Source organism: Sphingomonas sp. AC435, assembly GCF_979253005.1.
The window spans coordinates 127,505-142,321 of sequence record NZ_CEEDCJ010000002.1 but is presented as its reverse complement, the minus strand read 5'-3'; the positions used below and the strand labels follow the sequence as shown (position 1 = coordinate 142,321).

Genomic DNA, 14,817 nt, shown 5'->3' with positions numbered 1-14,817 from the left:
GGGTGTGCCGACGGTGCACGCACGGATACCGGCGCCGCGTTCACAAGAACCCCGCAATGATATAAAGATATAAGGATATCGTTATATCGCATTGACAGCATCGGACCGATGGTGTTGAACGGTTATGTCGAGGTTCCCCATCCCAGGCATGGCGATGGGGCTAAGACGGGAAGCCGGTGGTGCCCTTCAGGGCAGAATCCGGCGCTGCCCCCGCAACTGTAAGCGGTGAGCGGCGGCTCCAATTCGTGTCACTGGGTTCCCGCAAGGAGCCTGGGAAGGCCGGAGCCACCGCGTTGACCCGTGAGCCAGGATACCTGCCTATCGACGCCATAACGTTCCTCGGACGGGGGTTCCTCCGGTGGATCGCGCTTGATGCGACGGTCCGTGGCCTTGGCGCCTTTCGGGCCTGTTCACGCCTTGCGCGCTTTCGCCTGACCTTCTGCCCGCAAAACCTGGGTGAGTCATGACGAATAGCGGCTTCACATTCTCGATCAGCAGCTTGCCCTTCGACGAGGATTATCGTCCGGTCGACAATACGCGCATCACCACCAACTTCGCCAATCTCGCGCGCGGGGAACGCCGCCAGGAGAATCTGCGCAACACGCTGGCGATGATCGACCACCGCTTCAACGCGCTGATGCACTGGGATAATCCCAAGGGTGACCGCTACACGTTGGAAGTGAAGATCATTTCGGCCGCTCTCACGCTGGGCGACGGCGCCGACGACGAAGCGTTCCCGCTGATCGAGATCCTGCACACCACCGTCACCGACAGGACCAGCGGCGAGCGCAGCGATGGCATGGTCGGCAACAACTTCTCGTCTTATGTGCGCGATTACGACTTCAGCGTCGTCCTGCCCGACCACCTCAAGGCCGGGGGTGGCAGCGCGCCTTATGGTTTCGGCGATCTGCACGGCAATCTGTTCAAGCACTTTCTTGGGTCGAGCGCGTATCGCGACAACTTCCGCAAACCTCCGGTCATCTGCCTCAGTGTGTCGAGCAAGGAAGTCTATTATCGGAGCGCCAACGTGCATCCGATCCTCGGGGCCGAGTACCGCAACGAAAAGTCCTCGGCCACCGATCAGTATTTCGCGAAGATGGGCATGAAGGTGCGGTACTTCATGCCCCCGCACAGCGTCGCGCCGTTCGCCTTCTACCACATCGGCGATCTGGTCAGCGATTATACCAACCTTGAACTCGCCAGCACCATCGCCACGATGGAGACCTTCCAAAAAATTTATCGTCCCGAGATCTACAACGCGAACTCCGTGGCCGCGGAGCATTATCAGCCGAGCCTCACCTACCAGGACTATTCGCTGACTCGCATCGTCTATGATCGCGAAGAGCGCAACCGGCTCGCGGCCGAGCAGGGCAAGTTCGCCGAAGAGCATTTCATCAAGCCGCATGCCACCGCGCTCCAGCGCTGGTCCGCGACCTGCGGCCTCTAATCCTCACGCACACGAAGGTATTTGCATCATGTCGACCGTGTTGCCGACGACGACCGCGGGCAGCCTGCCCAAGCCTTCCTGGCTCGCCCAGCCCGGGACGCTGTGGTCGCCATGGAAGCTGGAGGGCGAGGAGCTGATCGCAGGCAAGCAGGACGCCTTGCGCCTGGCGGTCGATGATCAGCGGCAGGCGGGCATCGACATCCTGGGCGATGGCGAACAGACCCGCCAACATTTCGTCACGACGTTCATCGAGCATCTGGCCGGCGTAGATTTTGAAAAACGCGAGACGGTGCGCATCCGCAACCGCTATGACGCCAGCGTGCCGACGGTCGTCGGGGCCGTCTCGCGACCGAAACCGGTCTTCGTCGACGACGCCCGTTTCCTGCGTGCGCAGACCGATCGACCGATCAAGTGGACGCTGCCGGGTCCGATGACGATGATCGATACCCTCTACGACGCGCACTATCGGAGCCGCGAGAAGTTGGCATGGGAATTTGCCCGCGTCCTCAACGAGGAAGCGCGCGAGCTGGAAGCGACCGGCGTCGATATCATCCAGTTCGACGAACCCGCATTCAACGTCTTTTTCGACGAGGCCAACGACTGGGGAATCGCCACGTTGGAACGCGCGGCCGAGGGGCTGAAGGCCGAAACCGCGGTCCACATCTGCTACGGCTATGGCATCAAGGCCAACACCGACTGGAAGAAGACGCTCGGCTCCGAATGGCGCCAGTATGAGGCAACCTTCCCCAACCTCCAGAAGTCGAAGATCGATATCATCTCGCTCGAGTGCCAGAACTCGCGCGTGCCGATGGACCTGATCGAACTGATCCGCGGCAAGAAGGTGATGGTCGGCGCGATCGACGTCGCGACCGATACGATCGAGACGCCGGAACAGGTCGCCGACACGCTGCGCAACGCGTTGCGCTTCGTCGATCCCGACAAGCTCTATGCCGCCACCAACTGCGGGATGGCTCCGCTATCGCGCGATGTCGCACGGGGCAAGCTGAAGGCGCTGAGTGCCGGCGCGGACATCGTTCGACGAGAGATCCTCGATGGCCGCGGCTGACGTCATTGCTGGATCGATCCTACCGATCTGAACAAGGAAATACGGCCACCTGAAACCAGATGAACGAGCGTCCACTTTCAGGTGGAGGCAATTGCGCGCTGAATATCGTATACTGGGTCGCGGTGGCCGCGATGAAGCCCAGCAGCTTGCGTCCAATTGCGGACACTCGTAGCCGATAACATCGTGGCCGCATGGCTCGCAGGCTTTTTCTCGTCGCTATTTGGCTGATTGCCGCCGTTGCGCTTGCGGGCGGTGCACTGATAATCGCTGGGATGGCGCGGCTTTCGTTCAATCCGTCGCACTGATACTCGCCAGCTAGTTCCACTAACCACCCACCTAATGACATTCGAGACCGCAGTGTCAGGCGCCAAAAGAGGCCATAACGCGGGAATGAATGAACGGCTGAAGTCGGGCAGCGGGAAACGGCGCGCGGATGTCCACACAAGGATCATTGTCGCACCTTCGAAGCTGGTGAAGCGCTCCTGCGATCTTGTTCTCAATAGGTTCCGGCGGAGGCCGAGCGAACGCGTTGGCAAACACGTCCATTCCGATCGACCGAAATTCACATGGATCAAAAACGGTGAGGTTCGACTGGAAACATGTCTGACGTGGATCGTTTCGGCTCGCTAACGTTGTGGGGGTAGCTTGTTCATATTGCACATGGCGCTTGGCGGCTGCCTGAAAGCGCCGCCACTCGATTTCGGCATTACAGCTGATTCGGGCGGGCACCTAGCCTATGTGATGGAAGCCGCGAAAGCCCAGGCTGAGTCGTCGCCGGCATCGTACGTGACGATCGTGACGCGGAAATTCGCTGAGGTGCATCTGCCGGCGAACCACGCCTTCGATCGTGAATATGTCAGCGACCGCGTTGCAATTCGGCGGATTGCGACGGTAAGCGACCGCTACCTTGAAAAGGAAGCTCTCGGGGCGGAAATTCCGGAGTTCACGCGTGCCTTTTGCCGCTATTTGGCAACGCTTCCGGCACTGCCCGACGTCATCCACACGCATTTCGCGGACGCGGTTCAGGTCGCGATGGAGGCTCGGCGCCGCTTTGGCATTCCGTTCGTCTATACGCCGCATGCGCTGGCCATCGACAAGCGGGATCAGGGGCTCGACGACGGTACGCTGAATACCCGGATCGTTGCCGAGTCCACGGCCATCGCTGAAGCGGACGCGTTGATCGTGTCGACGCGCGACGAGGCCGATCGGCAGGTGCGCGCCTATGGCGTCGAAGCGGGCGGCTGCGTTCATTGTATCGCACCCGGTGTGCCGCAGCGCCAGTGCGACCCCGCCGCGCCGACGCTCGCCGATCGCCTGAACGAGGTATTCGACCGGCCCGCTCTGCCGATCATTCTCGCGATCGCACGGCCGGTCGCCAAGAAGAATCTGGCGGGACTGGTGCGCGCCTATGCTGCCGACCCTCGTCTGCAGGCACAGGCCAATCTCGTGATCCTGGCCGGTCAGGACGATGGCCGCCCTTCGCCTGAAGAAGATACCGTGCGCCGGGAGCTTCGCGACCTGTGCGACACACCGTTGCTGCGCCGGCGCGTCGCATTACCCCCGCGTCACGATGCCGCCGATGTCGCCGGCCTGTATCGGCGAGCTGCGCAAGGCGGCGTATTCGTCAATCCCGCTTTCCATGAGCCGTTCGGATTAACCCTGATCGAGGCAGCGGAAGCGGGCGTGCCCGTCGTGGTGACGGCGCATGGCGGGCCGGCCGAGATCGTCGCTGCGATCGGCCACGGCATCGTGATCGATCCGCGCGATCCGATGGCGATTTCGGAGGCCTGCCGCACCGTGATCGGCGACGCCGCGCTTCACGCCCGGTTCCACGCCGCGGCCCGCGCGAATCAGGGCCTGTACAATTGGACGCGATATGCCGAGCGCGCGATCGCCGTTTATGCCGGGTTGAACAGGCGAATGCACCGTCCACTCTCGCTGCTCGCATGCGACATCGACAACACCCTGACCGGCTGTCTCCGCGGGGCGGAAGCCTTTGCGCACTGGCGAAGGTCCGACGATATGCCCTTCATCATCGCTACCGGTCGATCCTTCGCCGACGCCCGCCAAGTGCTGGCCCAGTGGCGGCTTCCGGAACCGGACGCGTTCATCACCGATGTCGGCACCCGGATCATACGCCGCGATGCGAGCGGTGATTGGCGATCCTGCCCGGATTATGCCGCCACATTGGACATCGACTGGGATCTGTCCGCCGTCCGTGCGGTGCTCGCTCCGCTCGACATAGCACCACAACCCGCCGCGACCGCAGGCCCGCACAAGCTCAGCTTCTTCGGCACAGCGGAAGACGCTGAGGCGATCAGGGATACGCTTCGCTCGGCCGGTCTGTCCGCGCATGTGATCTTTTCGCACGGGCGACTGATCGACGTCTTGGCCCCCGGCGGCGGCAAAGCGGCCGCGATCGATGCCTATGCGCACAGCGTCGGACTAACGTTGGCAGATTGCGTCGCGGCCGGCGACAGCGGCAACGATCTGGACATGCTGGAACGGTGCGGCGCGGCGATCGTGGTCGGTAATGCCGGTCACGAACTCGCGACGCTGACGCCTCGGTGCGGCCTCTATCGTGCCGAGCGAAACCATGCGGCGGGCGTACTGGAGGGACTGGAACGGCTGGGGATAGCGGTCGACGCGAAGATCGCGGCATGACCCGTCCCTTCGGCTATTTCGTGCATCATCAGGGGCGTGGTCACGCCGAACGCTGCGCCGCGATCGCCCATGCGCTGCCCGTCGAACGGCCGCTGACGATCTTCTCCGCACGGGACGACATCTTTCCGACGCTGCCGCCGCAAGTAGACGTTGTTCGCATCCCCTCTCTTTTCGAGCAATGTGGCGACGAAGTCGCAACCGCCGACTGGGTATCGACCCCCTCCACCCTCCACTGCGCGCCCCTGGGGTGGCCGGGTATCCGCCGCGCGATGGCGGTAATGACGCAGTGGTTTGCGGACGCCGATCCTGCCCTGATGATCTGCGACGTATCGGCCGAGGTCGCTCAACTCGCTCGCATTTGCAGCGTGCCGCATGTCAAGGTCCTGCAACACGGCGATCGGAGCGATGCCGGCCACCGGGCCGCCTATGACGGCGCGGCGGGACTGCTCGCCCCTTTTCACGCCGATCTGGCGCAGCTCGAATGGGACGGCGCGATGCTGTCGCGGACCTGTTTCGCGGGTGGACTGGGGGTCGACACTCGCATCCCGGAGCGGGAGCTTGCACGCCAGCGGATCGGCGTCGCCGCGGATGAGGAGATGATCCTGGTCATGGGCGGCGGTGGCGGTAGCGGCTTCGCACAGGCACCACTCGGCGTCGGCGCACGCAGCCGTCCCGCCGCGCGCTGGATCACGATCGGTCCGGTCGTCCGCGACTGGCATGCGACGGAGCCCGCCAACATCGAACATCGCGGCTGGGTGGACGATGCCACCGACTATGTCGCGGCGGCGGACCTCGTGATCGCCTCCACCGGCAACACCACCTGTCAGCAGATCCTCGCCGCGGCACGCCCCTGGCTGGCGGTGCCGGAATGGCGCTATTTCGACGAGCAGCATCGCAAGGCGCAGGCACTGGCCGCAGCGGGCGTCGCCTGCGTCCGACCCCATCTGCCGTCGTCTGCCGATGCGTGGGGGCATGCGATCGACGAGGCTTTGGCGATGCATCGACCCACTCGTCAGCGGGCGATGATCGCCGACGCGCCCGCCGCCGACGTCGCTCGCTGGCTGGAGGAGCTGGCAGCGCGATTGTGGCCGACCGAGCGTGTCGCCGCCGGTCCGGTTGCAACTGACCAACTTCCATCGATCTGACCGGAGCCTGCCCATGACCGTTTCCGTCGTTACGCTGGCCGGCGGCCGGCCCGATCACCTCCGCAATCTCGTCATCGGCCTGACCCGCCAGACCCTTGCCCCGGTCGAGCTGATCGTCGCCGTGATGCAGGACGTCGCCTACGACCTGCCGGCGGCCCCGTTCCCGATCCGTCAGTTGATGATCGCGGGCACGGACCTGCCGCTGGCGGCGGCGCGCAATGCCGCCGCGCGTGCGGCGATCGGCGATCAGCTCGTCTTCCTGGATATTGACTGTATTCCGGCACCCTCGCTGGTCGCCGATTACGCGCGCCGCTTGCAGGAACTCGACGGACTGCTGATGGGCGAAGTCCTGTACCTGCCCGGCGGTGCCACCACCGGCGACTGGCGCAGCGAGGATTTCGATGCCGTCGCCATCCGTCATTCCGACCGGCGCGGCCCGCCCGCCGATGGCATCGAACTCTGCAACGACTACCGTTGCTTCTGGTCGCTCAACTTCGCGATGACCCGCGCGACGTTCATGGCCGTCGGCGGCTTTCATGAGGGGTATTGCGGATATGGGGGCGAGGATACCGACTTCGGCAAGGTGCTCGACACGGCAGGCGTGCCGATCGCCTGGATCAAGGGCGGACTGTCGCACCACCAGTATCACCCCCACCATATGCCCCCGGTCCATCACCTCGACAGCGTCGTCCGCAACGCCGAACTGTTCGAGGCGCGCTGGGGCTACCGGACGATGGGGCATTGGCTCTACGCCTTCCGCCTAATGGGTCTTATCGACGATGCCGAGGGTCGCCCCATCCAAATTCTGCGTCGACCCGATGCCGACGACCTCGCGCTGACGGGGCAGCAGAGCCATCAACCCTATGCCAACACCGCCAGCGTCATCCGCGTGCTGGAGGCGCGACCGGCGTCGTCGGAGCGTGTCGCCGCGTGAAAATCGCGCTGCTCGCCCATGTCCGCCAGCGCATCGCGCAACCATTCATGGGCGGCATGGAGTCGCACAGCTGGTATCTCGCCGACGGCCTCAAGGCCCGCGGACACGAGGTCGTGCTGTTCGCGTCGGGCGACAGCGATCCGCGCTTCACGCTCGATCCGGTCCTGGCCGAACATTACGAGCGCACCTTTCCCTGGGCGGAGCATCGCGGGTCGGCACCGCTGATCGCGCATGTCGACGCCGGCTACGCCGCCGCGTGCGACCGGATAGCGCGTGGCGGCTTCGACGTCGTTCACAACAACAGCCTGCATCGTTTCCCGATCGAGCCGGCCCGCACCGCACGCGTTCCGACCGTCACCTCGCTGCACGTCCCGCCCTATGACGCGCTGCACTGGTTCGTGAAGGCCAGCCCGACGTCGACCCACCGGCTGACCGTGACGTCGCACACCCAGTTGCGGGCCTGGTTTCCGGACGGTGCGCCGCCGCAGGTGTCGGTGCTGCATAACGGGATCGATCCTGCGGCATGGCCCTATGGCGACGGCGGCGGCGGCGCGATCTGGTGCGGCCGGATCACCCCGAACAAGGGCACGCACCTCGCCGCGAAGGCGGCGTTGCGCGCTGGCGTGCCGCTCATCATGTTCGGTTCGATCGAGGACCGCGATTACTGGGCTGCGGAAGTCGAACCGTTGCTCGGGCCGACGATCGTCTACGGCGGCCATGTGCAGGGGGAGGCACTGGCCGCCGAACTCGGTCGGGCGGCGGTGTTCCTCTTCACGCCGCGCTGGGATGAACCCTTCGGTCTCGTGGCGATCGAGGCGATGGCCTGCGGCTTGCCCGTCGCCGCGTTCGATCGTGGCGCAGCGCGGGAGGTCGTGGGCGAAGCCGGACGTTTCGCGCCTCCCGACGAGTGGGAAGCGCTAGCCGACGTCATCGCCGACGCCCTGACGATTCCGCGAATCGTGCCACGAAACCGGGTGGAACGGCTGTTCACTCGCGACCGGTGGCTCGACCGCTGCGAGCACCTCTACCGGGAGGTCGGTTCCGCCACCGCCTCGGCAGCATGAGCGGGAACGATGTCGTGGCGAAGCAGCAGGCCGCCTTGCTGGCCCTGTATCGCCGTCACGTTGGCCCGGGCGATCGCTATGCGCTGATCGACTTTCCCGATCATGCCAACGTCGGTGACAGTGCGATCTGGCTCGGCGAGATCCGGATGCTGCGATCGGTTACCGGCCGCGATCCCGGTTATGTCGCAACATGGGACGGGTTCGATCTGGACGCGTTTCGGGCGGCGAGCCCCGCGGGGGTGCTGTTCCTGCACGGCGGCGGCAATCTCGGCGACATCTGGCCCCATCACCAACGTTTCCGCGAGCGCGTACTGCGCGACGTTCGCGATCGCAGCATCGTGCAATTGCCTCAGTCGGTTCACTTCCGTGCTCCGGGGGGCATGGAGACATTCGCGGAGGCGGTCGCCGCGCACCCCGCCTTCCATCTCTATCTTCGTGACCGCCCCAGCCTGTCGACCGCCCGGCGTCACTGGCGTTGCCCGTCCGATCTTGCCCCGGACAGCGCCTTTGCGCTGGGCCGACAGCCGCGAGCGGAACCGCATTGCGACGTGCTGATGCTGATGCGGACGGACGACGAGCGCGTGATCCACGATGCCCCGATCATGGGCGACTGCGATGACCGGGTGATCGTCGACTGGCTTGACGACGGGGTTCTGCCGCTCGCCCGATCGGGACAACCGCTCGCCGACTATTGTTTCGCGTTGGCCACCGCCCGCGTGGAGCGCGGGCTGGCGACCCTTTCGAGGGGGCGTCGGATCGTCACCGACCGCCTGCATGCCCACATCCTGGCGGTCCTCCTCGATATCCCGCACATCGCGCTCGACAACGAATACGGGAAGCTCTCCTCCTATATCGAGGCGTGGACCAGAGGATCGCCACAACTGTCGCACCGGGTGCGATGATCCAGGTCAGCCTCCTCGTCTGCACGCGCGATCGCGGCGCATCGCTCGACCGCTTGCTGACCTCGATCACGCGGGCGGCGGCCGGGTTCGATGCCTTCGAGGTGGTCGTCGTGGACAACGGATCGTCCGACGACACGCTCACGCGTCTGGCGGCGTGGCGTTCCCGGCAGTGCTTTCCGGTTACGGTCGTCGACGAACCCCGACCAGGACTGGCGCGCGCGCGCAATGCCGGACTGTCACGAGTGCGCGGAGATATCGTCGCGATGACGGACGACGACTGCGTGCTCGACGCGGGTTTCTTCGCGATGTTGGTCGCGCGCTTTGGCCAAGCTCCATCGCCGGTGGTCATCGGCGGTCGCATCCTGCTCGGCGATCCTGACGACCTGGCCGTGACGATCAAACTGGAAGACTACGCCATGGAAGCGCCGCGCAATCGCTTTCCGAACGGCTTCGTCATGGGTGCGAACCTTGCCTTCACGCGCGATGTGTTGGCGCGCATCGGGTCTTTCGATGAGCGGTTCGGCGCGGGCGGGCGATTTCGCGCCGCGGAGGACACGGATTTCGTAATTCGCGCCCTGCGCCACGACATACCGGTGCGATACGATCCCTATTTCGTCGTCGCGCATCATCATGGCCGGCGATCCGCCGAGACGCTCCGCCAACTGCTGGCCGGCTATGCGTTCGGCGACGGTGCGCTCTACGCGAAGTACCTGTTCGACGGGTCCCGGATCGCTCGAGCGATATGGGGCGATGTGTGGAGCGCCGTCGCAGAACTGGGCGGCGGTGAGCGCCCTTTCCCATCAGTCCGCTTTTTCCACGCCTTTCGCCTACTTGGGATCGTCCGCGGTTTCACAGCGTTCGCGTCGGCACTGATTGCGAACAAGGTCCATCACTCGGATGGGGCTCGTCGACCCAGCAAATAACGTCCAAGATCTTTTTGCGGCCGTTTGCATAAGCTTATCGATCGTCAAACAACCCCAAACCTGATGGTCGAATACTGCAAGTGCCAGACGAGATCGCCAGCGCGACTAGGCCACGTAAACAAAGGGCGACCACAGCGTAACTGAGGCGAGCGCGACGAAGCCGAGATCGGATTCCGCGGTTTCGTCGTAGCGGGTTGCGACGCGACGCCAGTTCTTCAGTTTGTTAAACAGGTGCGCGACGAGATTGCGCCAACGGTATTTGCCGGCGTCAGGACGAAGCATGGTGGTCGGCCCTGACCATCGCAGCGGGCGTGCAGCTTGGTCGTGAAGCCGCCTCGGGATCTGCCGAGCCCCTCGGCTTCCTGATCCCTTTTTCAGCCCGACGGCGCAGTGGTGCGCCCGGAGCACGGTGCTGTTTCTCCCGGCTTGTCGATTACATCGCGTCCAAAGGCGGCATCGAGCAGTTGACCAAGATCGCCGCGCATGAGCTTGGCTCGCATGGCATTCGCGTCAACTGCGTCGCACCCGGCTCGATCGAAACCGATCGCACCCGCACCGAGATTGACGATTACGCAGGACGCCGGTCGCCAATCACGCCGCTTCGGCGCGTCGGCACGGTCGAGGACGTTGCGGCGGCCGTTGTCTGGTTCGCAGGACCAGGATCTTCTGTCGTATCCGGACAGATGCTGCTGGTCGATGGTGGCGTGTTCTCCCAAGCGGTATGGTATGGCCGAATTACTGATCAGTGCAGCCAGTCGGGCTGCATTGATCATTTATTCTGCGGCCGGCCCGACGCGGTCGACGACGCTCATTTGTGTGCACTCGGACCTCAACTGGCGTCATCCGTCGAATACAGAGAGCTAACGGTAAACTCGGTTATCAGCGGAGCGGTTTGTGCTCAGTTTCCATGAACACCAATAGCCCCGCCACCGTTGCGTTCCCGATTAGGAGAGCGCGTGATGGGTGAGAATACTGGCAGTCCGATCCTTGGCGTCCTGCTCGCTTGCGTCGCAGGATCAATCTTCCTCGCCGCGCTTGGCATGTGGTTGCACCGTTCCAAGCGGCTGACATCCCGGCGCAGCTCCATGATCTGGGCGATCCTTACCATCCTGCCGCTCTTCGGCGCAGGCTTTGCGATGATGACGACCCACGTGGTGGAGCAGGCTACCGGCGAAACGCAATCAGGGGTCAACGCGCCGCCGCCGACGCGCTGACGAGACGTGCCAAGCCGCAGTCACCCGATCGGCAGGTCATTCGGCGGCGCGACGGCGGATAATTCGTAGCTGCGCTCAAAAGATCGCCGTGGCGCGATCCCCGAACAAGGGTGGTCGTCAGAAGGGCGCATGAGTTAGTCGGTTTCAGGTGCATCTCTGCCGACCGCTCGCCGAATGGTTGCGCCAAGCAGTCGGAACTCGCTCGTACGGGGATGACCGCTGCGCCAGACGAGGGCGATCTGACGCACTGCCTCAAGGCCCTGCGGTCGACGAGGTTCAACACGAGTGCCGTCAAGGATTCCGGCCTCAATGGCCATTTGCGGGATCAGTGTGTAGCCAAGGCCCGCGTTTACCAGTTCGACGAGCGTGTGCAGCGTAGAGGCGACCAGCCGGCTTTCCGCCTCCCTCTCTGTGCGATTGCAAGCTGCCAGAGCATGCTCCTTGAGGCAGTGACCATCCTCGAGCAGGAGCAGGCGATCGTCGTCCGCTTCACATGCCGGTGATGCGAAGCTGTCGTGTCCCTCGGCGGCTACAAGGACAAGCTGATCGGCCGCGATGTCGACGCTCTCCACCTCTCCGCATTCGACCGGAAGGGCGAGCAATACGCAGTCGATTTCGCCGCGACCCATCGCTTCGCACGCGACGCTTGTCAGCATCTCGCGCACATACAGCTGCAACTGCGCCCAATCGCACGCGAGTGCCGACAATATGCCGGACAGCAGGAAGGGTGCAATCGTAGGGATCACCGCCAGCCGTAGCGATCCCACAAGCGGCTCGTGCGAGCGCTGCGCAACGAGGTGGAGGTCTTCGGCAGCGCACACCATCTGTCGCGCCCGTACCACTATCTCCTCTCCAATCGGGGTGAAGCGGACATGGCGCTTGGAGCGGTCGACAAGGATCACATCGAGCACTCGCTCGAGTTCCGCGATGCTGGCCGACAGTGCGGACTGGGAGACGAACGAAGCGGTAGCTGCGCGTCCAAAATTGCCATGCTCATAGAGCGAAAGCAGATACGACAACTGTCGGAGCGATGGCGTAGGCTTCATCGTTTAAAGTGATAGCAGAAATCGCTTCAATCCATTGGATAAATCAATCGTCCCTACTACGGTGGCGCGATCATATAGAGGAGTGAGAACATGGCTGACGAAGATCCCCGGTGCCCGGTGGGCCGGAATGGCGGCGGCGCTGGTACCGTTCGCTCGCTCCTTGGTCGCACCAACAAGGATTGGTGGCCAGACGTTCTGCCGGTCGAGATCCTGCATCAGCATGGTGTCTCTCCGAACCCAATGGGCGAGGACTACGACTATGCGGAAGCGTTCAAGGCACTCGATTACGCGGCGCTGAAAGCCGACCTCACCGCCCTGATGACCGATAGCAAGCCCTGGTGGCCGGCGGACTACGGGCACTACGGCCCTTTCATGATCCGCATGGCGTGGCATGCCGCGGGTACTTACCGGGTTACCGATGGACGTGGCGGCTCCTCGTCTGGCCAACAACGCTTCGAACCTCTCAACAGCTGGCCGGACAACGGCAATCTGGACAAGGCACGGCGCCTGCTGTGGCCGATCAAGCAGAAGTACGGGAAACACATCAGCTGGGCGGACCTGTTCATCCTCGCCGGGAACGTCGCCATCGAGAGCATGGGCGGACCAACCTTCGGCTTCGCCGGTGGGCGCAAGGACGTCTTCCAGTCGGAGGGTGACACGTACTGGGGCGCCGAGGAGCAGTGGATCGGACACGCGGAACACAAGACCCGCATCCGTCCTGACGAGCAGCTAGAGCTGGAAGGACCGCTGGCTGCGGACTCGATGGGTCTGATCTACGTGAATCCGGAAGGTCCCGGCGGCAATCCTGATCCACTCGGCTCGGCGCGAGACATGCGCGCCACCTTCTCGCGCATGGCGATGAACTCGGAGGAAACCGTCGCGCTCACGGCCGGCGGTCACGCTTTCGGCAAGACGCATGGCGCCAAGCCGGCTGAGAACTTCGGCAAGGAGCCTGCCTCTGAGTCCGTGCACATGCAGGGGCTCGGCTGGCTCACCGACAGCGAAGAGATCGGCAAGGGCCACATCACCACCTCGGGTATCGAGGGATCGTGGTCGAACAATCCGACGAAGTGGACCGGCGACTATTTCCGCCTGCTGTTCAAATACGACTACGAGCTGACGTCCAGCCCGGCGGGTGCCAAGCAGTGGACGCCCGTCAATCCCGAGTGGGAGGACATGGCACCCGACGCGCGGGACCCCAGCAAGCGCGTGCCGACGATCATGACGACCGCCGATATGGCGCTGAAGCTGGATCCCGAGTTCCGCGCGATCTCCGAGCGATTTCGCGACGATCAGTCGGCTCTCGACGATGCCTTCGCACGTGCATGGTTCAAGCTGACCCACCGCGACATGGGGCCGAAGGTACGATACCTTGGCCCAGAGGTTCCGGAGGAGACGCTCATCTGGCAGGATCCGGTGCCTGAGGGAACGGCTCCGGGCGACGATGAGATTGCTGCGTTCGCACAGAAGGTGCTGACCTCCGGTCTCAGCATCGGGCAGCTCGTCAAGACCGCGTGGGCATCGGCCTCGACGTACCGGAAGTCCGACCACCGCGGCGGCGCCAACGGCGCGCGCATCGCGCTGGCGCCCCAGAAGAGCTGGGCGATCAACGAACCAGCCGAGCTTGCATCGGTGCTTGCCAAGCTCAACGAGCTCCGCGGTTCGATATCGCTTGCTGACGCGATCGTGCTTGCGGGCTCGGTGGCGATCGAGAAGGCAGCGACGGATGCCGGGTTCGACGTGAAGGTGCCGTTCACCGGTGGCCGCGGCGATGCGACCCAGGACTGGACCGACGTCGAGAGCTTCGCATGGATGGAGCCGCAGGCAGATGGCTTCCGCAACTACCTGCGGACGCGGCAGACCGTGAAGACGGAGGAGCTGCTGCTCGACAAGGCTTCGCTGCTTGGCCTGTCGGCTCCGGAGATGACGGTTCTGCTCGGTGGTCTGCGCGTGCTGGGTGCCAACCACGGCGACAAGCCCGAGGGCGTTCTGACGGAGCGGAAGGGTCAGCTGACCAACGACTTCTTCGTCAACCTCCTCGACAACGAGACGTTCTGGGAGCTCGTTGATCCGTCGAGCGACGAGGAGTTCATCGGACACGACCGCGGCGGGAAGGGCGAGAAGTGGCGCGCCACTCGCACGGACCTGGTGTTCGGCTCGAACTCGCAGCTGCGCGCAACGGCGGAGGTTTACGCCGAGAACGGCAACGAGGAGAAGTTTGTCAGGGACTTCATCAAGGCTTGGGTGAAGGTCATGGATGCCGATCGTTTCGATGTGACGGCCAAGCCGGTGACCTCGAATATCGCGACCTGATAGTGGCTTGAACCGGGAAGAAGGCGGTTGCGAAAGCAATCGCCTTCTCTGGTTGTGCACCGTCTTAAACATGCTGGTGCACGAGTTCCAATATTGGCG

The 14,817-nt window shown here is 63.9% G+C and carries 13 protein-coding genes and 1 riboswitch; of the genes, 11 read left to right on the top strand and 2 right to left on the bottom strand.

Features of this window, described 5'->3' with window-relative positions; all coding sequences use genetic code 11:
* The first annotated feature begins 113 nt into the window (after nt 1-113).
* A riboswitch (cobalamin riboswitch) is annotated at nt 114-338 on the top strand.
* 125 nt (nt 339-463) lie between these two features.
* The 8 genes from AC0CH8_RS04275 (at nt 464) to AC0CH8_RS04240 (ending at nt 10,145) form a co-directional block, all read left to right on the top strand.
* The gene (locus AC0CH8_RS04275; RefSeq protein ID WP_465238837.1) at nt 464-1,447 is read left to right on the top strand and encodes a DUF1852 domain-containing protein; all 984 of its coding nucleotides are present in this window, start codon (nt 464-466) and stop codon (nt 1,445-1,447) included.
* A 28-nt stretch (nt 1,448-1,475) separates the two neighbouring features.
* Complete coding sequence (locus AC0CH8_RS04270; protein WP_465238836.1) at nt 1,476-2,513, top strand: methionine synthase; 1,038 nt, start codon at nt 1,476-1,478, stop codon at nt 2,511-2,513.
* 645 nt (nt 2,514-3,158) lie between these two features.
* Nucleotides 3,159-5,177 carry an HAD-IIB family hydrolase gene (locus AC0CH8_RS04265; protein WP_465238835.1) on the top strand — a complete coding sequence of 673 codons (2,019 nt, stop codon included), beginning with the start codon at nt 3,159-3,161 and terminating at the stop codon, nt 5,175-5,177.
* A complete protein-coding gene (locus tag AC0CH8_RS04260; protein ID WP_465238834.1) occupies nt 5,174-6,322 on the top strand; it encodes a glycosyltransferase in 1,149 nt (382 codons plus the stop codon). Before AC0CH8_RS04265 ends, AC0CH8_RS04260 begins: the two co-directional genes overlap by 4 nt.
* 13 nt (nt 6,323-6,335) lie before the next feature.
* Nucleotides 6,336-7,256, top strand: coding sequence for a galactosyltransferase-related protein (locus AC0CH8_RS04255; protein WP_465238833.1), 921 nt, complete (start codon nt 6,336-6,338; stop codon nt 7,254-7,256).
* Nucleotides 7,253-8,320 (top strand): glycosyltransferase, encoded by a 1,068-nt coding sequence (locus tag AC0CH8_RS04250; protein ID WP_465238832.1) that lies wholly within the window; start codon nt 7,253-7,255, stop codon nt 8,318-8,320. The genes AC0CH8_RS04255 and AC0CH8_RS04250 overlap by 4 nt, the downstream gene beginning before the upstream one ends.
* Nucleotides 8,317-9,222, top strand: a complete 906-nt coding sequence (locus tag AC0CH8_RS04245; protein ID WP_465238831.1) for a polysaccharide pyruvyl transferase family protein — start codon at nt 8,317-8,319, stop codon at nt 9,220-9,222. Before AC0CH8_RS04250 ends, AC0CH8_RS04245 begins: the two co-directional genes overlap by 4 nt.
* A gap of 53 nt (nt 9,223-9,275) precedes the next feature.
* Nucleotides 9,276-10,145: a glycosyltransferase family 2 protein gene (locus AC0CH8_RS04240; RefSeq protein ID WP_465238830.1), complete on the top strand. Its 870-nt coding sequence runs from the start codon at nt 9,276-9,278 to the stop codon at nt 10,143-10,145.
* Between the two features lie 105 nt (nt 10,146-10,250).
* On the opposite strand, the gene AC0CH8_RS04235 is transcribed toward AC0CH8_RS04240, so the two are convergent.
* Nucleotides 10,251-10,427 (bottom strand): hypothetical protein, encoded by a 177-nt coding sequence (locus AC0CH8_RS04235; RefSeq protein WP_465238829.1) that lies wholly within the window; start codon nt 10,425-10,427, stop codon nt 10,251-10,253.
* A 29-nt stretch (nt 10,428-10,456) separates the two neighbouring features.
* Here AC0CH8_RS04235 and AC0CH8_RS04230 point away from each other — a divergent pair, with 29 nt between their 5' ends.
* Nucleotides 10,457-11,056 (top strand): SDR family NAD(P)-dependent oxidoreductase, encoded by a 600-nt coding sequence (locus tag AC0CH8_RS04230; protein ID WP_465238828.1) that lies wholly within the window; start codon nt 10,457-10,459, stop codon nt 11,054-11,056.
* Nucleotides 11,057-11,104: 48 nt separating this feature from the next.
* Complete coding sequence (locus AC0CH8_RS04225; protein WP_465238827.1) at nt 11,105-11,359, top strand: hypothetical protein; 255 nt, start codon at nt 11,105-11,107, stop codon at nt 11,357-11,359.
* Nucleotides 11,360-11,493: 134 nt separating this feature from the next.
* Here the strand turns inward: AC0CH8_RS04225 and AC0CH8_RS04220 are convergent, their stop codons facing one another.
* Nucleotides 11,494-12,378, bottom strand: coding sequence for a hydrogen peroxide-inducible genes activator (locus AC0CH8_RS04220; protein WP_465238826.1), 885 nt, complete (start codon nt 12,376-12,378; stop codon nt 11,494-11,496).
* Nucleotides 12,379-12,495: 117 nt separating this feature from the next.
* Here AC0CH8_RS04220 and katG point away from each other — a divergent pair, with 117 nt between their 5' ends.
* Nucleotides 12,496-14,718, top strand: a complete 2,223-nt coding sequence (gene katG / locus AC0CH8_RS04215) for a catalase/peroxidase HPI (protein WP_465238825.1) — start codon at nt 12,496-12,498, stop codon at nt 14,716-14,718.
* The last annotated feature ends 99 nt before the right edge of the window (nt 14,719-14,817 follow it).